A 10,682-nucleotide genomic window follows, 5' to 3' on the forward strand; every position below is an offset into this window, starting at 1 on the left:
AATTTTCACATCTACATAATGAGTTTAGCCTCAAAAAAGAGCAATTTAAAAGTAACTGTATTTTGTTGCTGAAATCGCAAAAGTGTTAACATTTTTTTGGCAGAAACGCTTGTTTATTTAATATTTAATTAAGATGTTTGCAACTAGACTAACTCAAATAATTGTTTTATGAAATTAAAGTTAACATGGTTATTAACGCTTTTTATGGCGTTCGTGATGCAATTTTCTTTTGCACAAGAAAAAACAGTCACAGGTACAGTTACTACAGAATCAGATGGTTTACCCCTACCTGGTGCTAGTGTAATTGTAAAGGGTACCTCTAGAGGTGCTCAAACAGATTTTGATGGAAAATATTCTATTGGAGTCAATACAGGAGATGTTCTTGTAATATCTTATGTCGGATACAATAATTCCGAAGTGACAATTGGTGCGGCTAACGTTTACGATGTAGTTCTTAAAGAAGGTAACACTCTTGATGAAGTAGTAGTCGTAGGATATAGTAAGACTACAAAAGAGTCCTTTACTGGTACAGCAGCAGTTGTTGATATGGATGGTGTTGAAGACAAAGTAGTATCTAACGTTACTCAGTCTCTTAGAGGTGAGATTGCTGGGGTAAATGTAATTACTCGTAGTGGTGCTCCTGGTTCTACTGCTGAAGTACGAATTAGAGGATTTGGTTCCGTTAACGGTAACACATTGCCACTATATATTATAGATGGTGCTCCAGTTGATGGTAATGCAACAGCAGTTCTACAATCGCTTAACCCTTCCGATGTTGAGAGTATGGTAGTTTTAAAAGATGCTGCAGCAACATCAATCTACGGTTCTCGTGGTGCAAATGGTGTAATCTTAATCACTACTAAACAAGGTAAAGCTGGTGTTTCTCGTATCTCTGTAGATGTAACGACTAGTGTTAACACACTATTCTTACCAGAGTATGATATTGTAAATTCACCAGAAGAGTACATTGAAATATCATGGCAAGCCTTAAGAACTAAAGGTGCTTTATTAGGTCAGGCAGATCCTGCTGCTTTTGCTAGTAATAACTTATATGGTAATGGTACAGGTGAAACAATTAATTCAGCATATAATATCTGGAATGCTCCAGGTAACCAATTAATTAACCCTGCAACAGGACGTTTTAACCCAGGTGTACAGCGTAAGTTTAATCCAACATCTTGGAGAGATGCTGCTTTTGGCACTGGTGTTAGAACAGAGGCAAATTTACAGTTCAACGGTGGTAATGAAAAAACAACCTATGCTGTATCTTTAGGATATGTGGATGATGAAGGTTATTCAATCAATTCTGGTTATACTAGATATTCCACGCGTTTGAAATTAGAGCACAAACCAAAAGATTGGTTAACAATCGGAGGTAACATTGCTTGGGCAGGTGCACGTAATACGAACTCAGGAACTCAAGGTTCTGCTGGTAGTTCTGCGAACCCATTTGCTTTAGTTTATACGACTCCAGCAATTTATGATGTATTCTTCAGAGATCCTGATGGAGTTTTAATTCCAGACCCAATTTTTGGAGGTTCTCAGTACGATTTCGGTGCTGAATATGGTAGACGTGCTTGGAATGCTACTAACGGTATTGCCTTAGCATTATACGATTTAACGCAATCAGATATCACAACTTTAACTGGTACATTTAATGTTGGTGTAGATATTACGGATTGGTTAAAGTTCGAGATGCGTTATAGTGGTCAGTATGACAATAGAATCAATACAAATAGAAACAACCAGTTTTACGGTGGTGCTGCCCAATCAGGTGGTAGCTTATTCCGTGATGACGATTTAAGAACAAACCAAAACTTCTTACAGTTATTGCGTTTTACAAAGTCATTTGGTGATCATGATTTAGAAGTGTTCGCAGCACACGAATCTACTGAAGATCGTTTCAGAACGATTACTGGTGCAGCTGAGCGCGCCATTATTCCAGGTTCAAATGATTTAAACCAGTACACAACTCCATTAGGTAGAGCAGGTTCATTTAGACTTGGTTGGACTTTAGATAGTTATTTCTCTGGTCTTAATTATGATTATGCTGACAAATATTTCTTAACAGCATCTATAAGACGTGATGGTTCTTCACGTTTCTTAAACAATAAATGGGGAACATTTGGTTCTGTAGGTTTAGGATGGATTATCACTAAAGAAGATTTTATGGCCAATGTTGGGGCATTAGACTTCTTGAAGTTAAAAGCTAGTTACGGTGTAATTGGTGATACAGGTACAGCCTTATTAAACGGATTCCAGGTATTTGGAATTAATCAAGATCCAAATGGTAACATTTCATATACTATTTCAAGTGAAGCAGCAAACCCTGATTTAACTTGGGAAACATCTAATGTTGCTCAGGTTGGTTTTGAGAGTACTTGGTTTGGTGGTCGTTTAGGTGTAGATGTTGATTTCTACGATAGAAGAACAGTAGACTTAATTCAAATCGCTAACCTTGCACCATCTTCTGGTCAGGAAACTATCCGTTATAACAGTGGTGAATTATTAAACCAAGGTTTAGAATTTAATATTAATGCTAAACTTGTTGAAAAAGATAACTTTAGATTATCACTTAATTTGAATGGTGAAACATTTAAGAACGAAGTATTAGAAATGCCAACCGATCCATTTTCTGGTGAGAAAGCAATTTTCGATGATTTCAACAATATCGCTGAAGGTGTATCACAGTACGATTGGTACATGAGAGAGTGGGCAGGTGTTAACCCAGCAAATGGTGAGGCACTTTGGTACATGTACTATGTAGATGAAAACAACAACGGTGTATTTGATAATGGTGAATTATCATCTTTTAACGGTGGGTCATTTGATGTAGATGTTGATAACGATGGTGTTAATGATAACGCTTCAGGTAACTTATTCGAATATCAGCAACTAGTGCCAGGTGCAAACGTAAGAAGAACAACTACGAATAACTATGCAGATGCTACACAGGTATTCACTGGTAAATCTGCAATTCCAGATGTGCGTGGTGGTTTCAGAATTAACGCTGGTTTCAAGAATCTTGATATTTCTGCTCAGTTTAGCTACAGTATAGGTGGTTATACTTACGATGCAGGTTATGCAGTACTTATGGATAACAACTTAATTGGTGCGGATAACTTCTCCACTGATATTAGACAAGCTTGGACAACTCCAGGTCAAGTAACTGACGTACCAAGAACTTCTGCAAACTTCGGAACCGATGGTCAGCAGAATAGTTTCTCATCACGTTTCTTAACTAAAGCAGACTTCTTCTCATTAAACAACGTAAATATTAACTATAGATTATCACAATCTATTGTTGAGTCTATGGGATTAGAAGGTGTAAGTTTCACGCTTGCAGGTGATAACTTAATGTTCTTAAGTAACCGTAAAGGTTTAAACCCAAGTACAGCTATTGGAACTACAAACTCTGGTATTTATATGCCATTGACTACCTTTAGTTTAGGAGCGAAAGTTCAATTTTAAAAAAAAAGCAATATGAAAAAAAATGTAATTTATTTATCAATAGTAGCAGTTTTAGCACTATGCTTTAGCTGTGAAGAGGATTTCTTAGATCCGGAAAGAAATACGAATGTCTTAACAGACGTTAGTATTACAGAAGCAGCAGGATTAAACCCTGATATTATTGAAGGTAACTTAACTGGTATCAGTGGATTTATGATAGAACCATTTGGTGTAACAGGTGGTCGTCATTATGATATAGGTCAAAAAGGTGTAGATATTTGGACTGACATCGTTTGTGGTGATGCATCATTATCTGCCAGTGCATTTGGTTGGTACAACGCATCTTCGAATTTATTGACAACTGTGGATTTTACTCGTGAGGAAAACGAGATCATATGGAACTACTACTTCAGAATTATCAGTGTTGCAAACTCTGTAATTCAAACAGCAGGTGGTAATAACCCCGGTGATCTAGACGCTAACACTTTACGTGTTAACGCTCAAGCTAAAGCTTATAGAGCTTATGCATATTTCTATCTTGCACAATTATTCCAAGAGGCATATGATCCAAATGAGCCGATTTTACCTTTCTATAATATTGATGATATCAATACAGCTAAGGTAGAAGCTTCTCAGATTTATGACTTAATTGTAAGTGACTTGACATTTGCAATCGATAATCTAGATGGTTATACAAGAACTGCTATTAGTGAAATCGATCAAACTGTTGCACGTGGCTTATTAGCATATACGTATGCTGCTATGGGCGACTATGCAAATGCAAAAACTCAAGCAGACGCTGTAATAGCATCAGGTTATCCACTAGCAACTGCAGGGCAATTAGCATTTCCAGGTGCAGGTTCTGGTTTTGATAGTGTTAATGCAGCCAACTGGATTTGGGGATTCGATATCACTGCAGATTTAGGACATCAGTTAATAAACTGGTGGGGTCAGATGGATTTCTTTACCTATAGTTATGCTTGGGCTGGTGATACTAAGTCTATGGACGACTTATTATACAGTCAAATCCCTGCTAACGATATCAGAGCTACGCAGTTCGGTACAGGTGCACAAGCGTTACAGCCTATCAATAAATTCTTCGATCAAGGTAGAACTCCAGGTGGTCAGTTTGCTATCACAACAGACTACATCTTTATGAGAGTTGAAGAGTTTTATTTATTAAGTGCTGAAGCAGCAGCTAAGACTGGTAACGAAGCAGCAGCTAAAGCAAGACTACAAGATTTATTAGCTATCAGATTAGGCGGTGCAGCTGCAGCGACATCTTATTTAGCTCCATTGTCTGGTTCGGCTTTAGTTGATGAAGTTTACTTCCAAACACGTGTTGAAATGTGGGGTGAAGGTAAAAGTTATTTAGCAATGAAGCGTAACCAGGCAACCGTAACTCGTGGTACAAACCATGTATTTAGAGCTGGTGAATCATTTACATATGACTCAGATGAAATGTCTTTCCAAATTCCAGAAACTGAGATTATTAATAATCCAAACATTTCATCTCAAAACAATTAAAATAATACCTTATGAAAAATTTTAAACATATAAAATCATTATTTTTTCTAGCGATGGCCGCTGTCTTGTTTACTGGTTGTGAGCAAGACTTGGAGTCGCCAGTTTCAAACTTTGTTGGTTTTGAGATTGGACCGAATGAAAGAGCTATAACGGTACCAAAGGATGTAACACAAACTTTCGATGTGAAAGTTTATGCATCAGAGACAACATCAGCAGATAGAACTTTCGATGTTGTTGTTGATATGGATGATACTTCATTAGCATCACCTTATTCTGTACCATCTACGGTTACTATTCCTGGAGGTTCAAATGAAGGTACATTAACATTCAGTATTACTGATAATGACGATTTAGGTTTTGAAAAACAAATTTTGAGATTTGCTCTTGATGGTTTTGCAAGAAACGAGATTACTTTCGGTGTTACAGAAGAGTGTTTAGATACCGTTGTAACATTCAACCTTGAGTTAGATACATGGCCAGATGAAACAACATGGGAGATTTATGACCTTACAGGTACTCCTACAGTAATCGCTTCGGGAGGACCTTATAATAACCCTGCTGATGATTTTGCAGTATTTGCATTTGATTTCTGTCTTGCACCTGGTAACTATGGTGTAGTCGTTTATGACTCATACGGTGATGGAGGTCCAGTTTACAGTGTTACTTCTGCTGCAGGTACATTAGTACCTTCAACTGGAGTTGCTGGTTCTCAATCTTCTGCAACGTTTACGGTGAATTAAATATTTATTATAATATTTTATTAAAAAGCCACCTTTATGGTGGCTTTTGTTTTTTTAATCTATGAAAAAACTTAAAATATAATTATATTGCAAAGAAAATTTCAAATCAAATGAAAATGAAAAATCTTTTACTTTCTTTAACTCTTATTTGTGGGTTGAGTACGTTTTCTCAAGATAATGGGACTATGTCACAAGCAAATAGAGATTTATTAGAAGAACTTACTGAACAGGAAAATCAAAGGGTCAGTAGAGTGAATACTTTTCTACAAGACAACCCAACTGTAAAGGCAACATTGGTTAATGATGGTTTTACAATAATGCATATCCATGATGTTAGAAACGGAAAACCTATTTATAGATCTACGGAAAATTTAGAGGCAGCTCGAGCAACTAAAACTGCAGAATTATGGACTGGTGGTAGTTTAGGTCTAGATTTAGACGGTTTAGGTATGACTGTAGGTGTATGGGATGGTGGACCAGCTGATGATGGCCATGTAGAATTTGAAAATGCTGCAGGTACGGAATCTAGAATGGAAATTGTTGATGCAGTTGTAGTGGATGGTGATACAGGTTTTAGTTCTCATGGAACGCATGTTGCTGGAACGATCTCTGCAAACGGAACTAACCCGAGTGCTAGAGGGATGGCGTCTAGAGTGAATGTGAAATCATTTAACTGGACTAATGATTCTGCAGAAATGACTACCGAGGCAGGTAATTTAGTAAGCCCTTTGTTGATATCAAATCATTCCTACGGGGTACCAATTAATCAAGGAAATGGTAATCAATTGGATGCGGATTTTATTGGAGCTTATACTTCAGGTGCAGTCACAGTTGATAATATTACAAGAAATAACCCTAAATATTTACCAGTAATGTCTGCTGGTAATTCTGGTAATGTGTCTTATCCGGGTGGTATGTTCCCTGGTTATGACAAACTAACAGGTGATAAGAATGCAAAAAATAGTTTAATCGTTGCTAATGCGAATCCTACTGCATCCGAACAACCACTTTTTAGTGGTAACTATGAATTGTCAAGTTTAGCAATAAATTCTGGGTCAAGTGAAGGTCCGACGGATGATCTTAGGATAAAGCCGGACATAGCAGCTGATGGTACAAATCTATTATCACCTACGCCTGGAAATTCATATTCCACATTTTCTGGTACTTCAATGTCATCTCCTAATACAGCAGGTACACTGGTATTATTACAACAATATTACAACCAACTTAATGGTGAATATATGAATTCAGCGACTTTAAAAGCGTTGGTTTGTCATACTGCCATAGATGAATTTGAGTTTAACCCTGTAAACCCAAATCATACCTTAGGTCCAGATCCTATATTCGGATGGGGTTTATTGAATGCAAGAGCGTCAGCAGAAACCATTACTGATGCAAATTTCTCTTTAGCTGTAATTGACGAATTGAATTTAGCTCAAGGAGAAACATATACATTCACCTTTTCAGCTCAAGCAGGCGAAAAATTATCTGCTACTATATGTTGGACTGATTTACCAGGGCCTCCTGCCACTGGACCAGCTAATGATCCAACACCAAGATTGGTAAATGATTTGGATTTGAGAATATCAGATGGTACCACTACCTATTTGCCATGGCGTCTAGATTTCGATCCAGTAAACGGATTTTCAACAGTTAAAGGTGATAATTCCGTTGATAATATAGAAAGAGTAGAAATAGAAGTTCCTGCTAATGGTACATATACATTAACTGTTTCACACAAAGGAACTATACAAGGTGGTGGTGCTGGGCCATTTGATCCAGGAAATCAGGATTTTTCACTTATTGTTACAGGAAATAATCTTGTGCTAAGTGTAGATGAAAATGACTTGGCTAGAAAATTAGCGGTATATCCAAATCCTTCAAATGGTGAATTTACAATTGCGTTCCCATCAAATCCTAACAGTCTTGATAACAATGTAAAAATAGACGTTTATGACATTCAAGGGAGATTGGTCTATGCTAATAACTTTGTAAATAACAATTCAATGTTTAAAGAAACTATTGCTTTAGACAATGCAAAAGCTGGTATATATATGGTAAATATTTCTGAAGGAAATAGAACTACCTCTCATAAGCTTATTATAGAATAAGTGTAATGCACATAAACAAAGCAAAGGCTAACAAAATCTGTTAGCCTTTTTTGTGTTAAGTAATTTGTAATTCTTTTCGTTTAAACAATAATTTATAGTTTACTTTGTTTTCAGTTTAGATTTTAATAAATGCGTGTTAGATTATTTGTAACCATTGCTATGTGCATGCTCATCGCTGGGCTAAACGCTCAGGTAAAGCTTAACAGCTTTAATGCAAGAAATTCTTCTGATAGAAATGATTCCTCTGATGTCAGAAAATCCAGAGGTTTCAAAAATCTTGCATCAATAGATATGTACTTACAGCTAAATTCTAATACTGACACGACTTTTGTTGATACCACATTAACAATAAAAAAAGATTACAAATTCAATTATTTGCAAGAGGATAATTTTGGTTTGATGCCTTTTGCTAATATCGGACAAACCTATAATACGCTTAGTTTTAATTCAATCAGTAGTGAAACAAATCCAATTTTTGGAGCAAGAGCAAGACATTTTAATTATCTAGAAAATGATGATATAGAGTTTTACGAGGTTCCAACACCATGGACGAGGCTAACCTATAAAACAGCTTTTGAACAAGGTCAGATGTTAGATGCATTTTTTACCGTAAACCTATCAAAACAATTCAATTTCTCAATTGCGTATAAGGGCTTAAGGTCACTCGGAAATTATCAAAACGCCTTAACAAGTACTGGAAACTTTAGATTTACGACAAATTACACAAACAAAAGTAAAAGGTATAAGGCAAGGGCTTTTGCTGTGATGCAAGATTTACTTAATCAAGAAAATGGTGGTATCAGAGATGAGGATCTAGAGAACTTTACTTCTGGTGAAGAGGAGTTTTTAGACAGATCAGTGTTTGATATGAACTTTGAGGATGCGGAAAGTGTGCTAGAAGGAAAACAGTTTTATTTAAATCATTCATATGATATCATCAAGAAAAAGGACTCTATTTCAAATAATAGACTAACAATAGTCAATGAATTATCTTTTCAAGACAAATATTTTCAATATTACCAAAATGGTTCATCTGTTAATTATTTTGGAAACGCTTTCACCAATAGAATCAATGATAAGGTTACACTTGAAAATTTTAAAACTAAAGTGTATGTAGAATATATGAATAGAACTTTAGGTGAATTGAGTTTTGGCCTAAATTATACAGATATCAATTATGGATACAATAGTTTAGTGTTTTTACCAAATCAAACCGTACCGAATAGAATTAAAGGAAATTATGCTGGAATAGACGCTTCATACAAGAAAACAATAAAATCAATAAGTTTAGTAAGTAGGGCTAGTTTAAATTTGTCAGACGAATTTGTTGGTAACTACATTGATACAGAATTGGGTTTAAGGCTTAACAAAGATATATCTATTTCAGGTGGTTTACATATTAGTTCTAAACTCCCGAACTTTAATTATTTATTATATCAAAGTGATTATACAAACTATAATTGGTATAATTTAGAGGAATTCAGAAATATTAATACTCAGCAAATTAGATTTAAGCTTGAATCTCAAAAGTTCTTCAATGCACAGTTAGATATTTCCAATATAGATAATTATACCTATTTCAATCTCCAAGAAATTAATGATGATGGTGTTAGAGTTATTAGACCACAACAATATAACGATCCTTTACAGTATTTGAGATTGAAAATCCATAGAGAATTTAAAGTGGGTCATTTCGCTTTAGATAACACAATTATGTATCAAAACGTTTTAAGTGATGAAGATGTGTTAAATGTGCCAGCTCTTATCGCTAGAAATACACTCTATTATTCAAATTATATTTTTAAGAGAGCCATGCAGCTTCAAACAGGAGTTACATTTAATTACTTTACAGAATATAATATGAATGGTTATGATCCTGTACTGGCCGAATTTTACACTCAAAATTCTACGAAGATCGGAGGTTTTCCTAGGTTGGATTTTTTTATTAATGCAAAAGTAAGGCAAACACGTATTTTCTTTAAGGCAGAGCATTTCAATTCTTCGTTCACAGGTTATGACTATTTCTCTGCGCCAAATCACCCATATAGAGATTTTACTATCCGTTTTGGATTGGTCTGGGATTTTTTCTTATAATTTCCAATAAAAGTCGCTTTATAAATAAGTTGTTTTTCAGAGGGTTATAGTACCGGTAAAAAATAGTATTGTAAAAACCTTTAAAAGTATTTGGTAGTAATTAAAAGGGTTTTATATTTGCAGCCCCTAAACGGGAGGCCTATGCCTCGAGAGGGGGAAGTTCATACCGTGATATTGGATCTGTAAAAAATAAAATTATTTTTTTTGAAAAGATGTTGCGGGAATAAAAAAAGGGTTTTATATTTGCACCCGCTTAACGAGGAAACGAGTTGGGAAGCGATAGAAAAAAGTTCATTAACATATTGAATTGACAGCGTAAATGACGACTGGAAACGGTCGTCAAAGAACAAGAGAATAGATCATTTAGAGTACTTGGAAATTCCTATTGGTTGTTAAAGAGATAAGTCGGAAGACTTAAAGATTTAACGATGAAGAGTTTGATCCTGGCTCAGGATGAACGCTAGCGGCAGGCCTAACACATGCAAGTCGAACGGTAACAGGGAAAAGCTTGCTTTTCCGCTGACGAGTGGCGCACGGGTGCGTAACGCGTATACAATCTGCCTCTTACTGGGGGATAGCCTTTGGAAACGAAGAATAATACCCCATGGTATCCAGGTTTCGCATGGAATCTGGATTAAAGTTTCGACGGTAAGAGATGAGTATGCGTTCTATTAGCTAGATGGTGTGGTAACGGCACACCATGGCAACGATAGATAGGGGCCCTGAGAGGGGGATCCCCCACACTGGTACTGAGACACGG

Annotated in this window: 5 protein-coding genes and 1 rRNA gene (1 of these 6 only partly in view); all 6 read left to right on the top strand. The window is 36.0% G+C overall.

Annotated elements, in window-relative coordinates; genetic code table 11:
- Positions 1 to 168: 168 nt before the first annotated feature.
- Positions 169 to 3,471: a SusC/RagA family TonB-linked outer membrane protein gene (locus ACFQ1K_RS14325; RefSeq protein ID WP_320556775.1), complete on the top strand. Its 3,303-nt coding sequence runs from the start codon at positions 169 to 171 to the stop codon at positions 3,469 to 3,471.
- A 12-nt stretch (positions 3,472 to 3,483) separates the two neighbouring features.
- Positions 3,484 to 4,977: a RagB/SusD family nutrient uptake outer membrane protein gene (locus ACFQ1K_RS14330; RefSeq protein WP_320556774.1), complete on the top strand. Its 1,494-nt coding sequence runs from the start codon at positions 3,484 to 3,486 to the stop codon at positions 4,975 to 4,977.
- Positions 4,978 to 4,988: 11 nt separating this feature from the next.
- On the top strand, positions 4,989 to 5,717 hold the full coding sequence (locus ACFQ1K_RS14335) for a hypothetical protein (protein ID WP_320556773.1): 729 nt from the start codon (positions 4,989 to 4,991) through the stop codon (positions 5,715 to 5,717).
- Between the two features lie 116 nt (positions 5,718 to 5,833).
- Positions 5,834 to 7,828, top strand: a complete 1,995-nt coding sequence (locus ACFQ1K_RS14340) for a S8 family serine peptidase (protein WP_320556772.1) — start codon at positions 5,834 to 5,836, stop codon at positions 7,826 to 7,828.
- A gap of 129 nt (positions 7,829 to 7,957) precedes the next feature.
- Positions 7,958 to 9,922, top strand: coding sequence for a putative porin (locus ACFQ1K_RS14345; RefSeq protein WP_320556771.1), 1,965 nt, complete (start codon positions 7,958 to 7,960; stop codon positions 9,920 to 9,922).
- A 425-nt stretch (positions 9,923 to 10,347) separates the two neighbouring features.
- A 16S ribosomal RNA gene (locus ACFQ1K_RS14350) occupies positions 10,348 to 10,682 on the top strand; it runs 1,328 nt beyond the window's last position.

Source organism: Winogradskyella aquimaris, assembly GCF_042676105.1.
GTDB classification, from domain to species: Bacteria; Bacteroidota; Bacteroidia; order Flavobacteriales; family Flavobacteriaceae; genus Winogradskyella; species Winogradskyella aquimaris.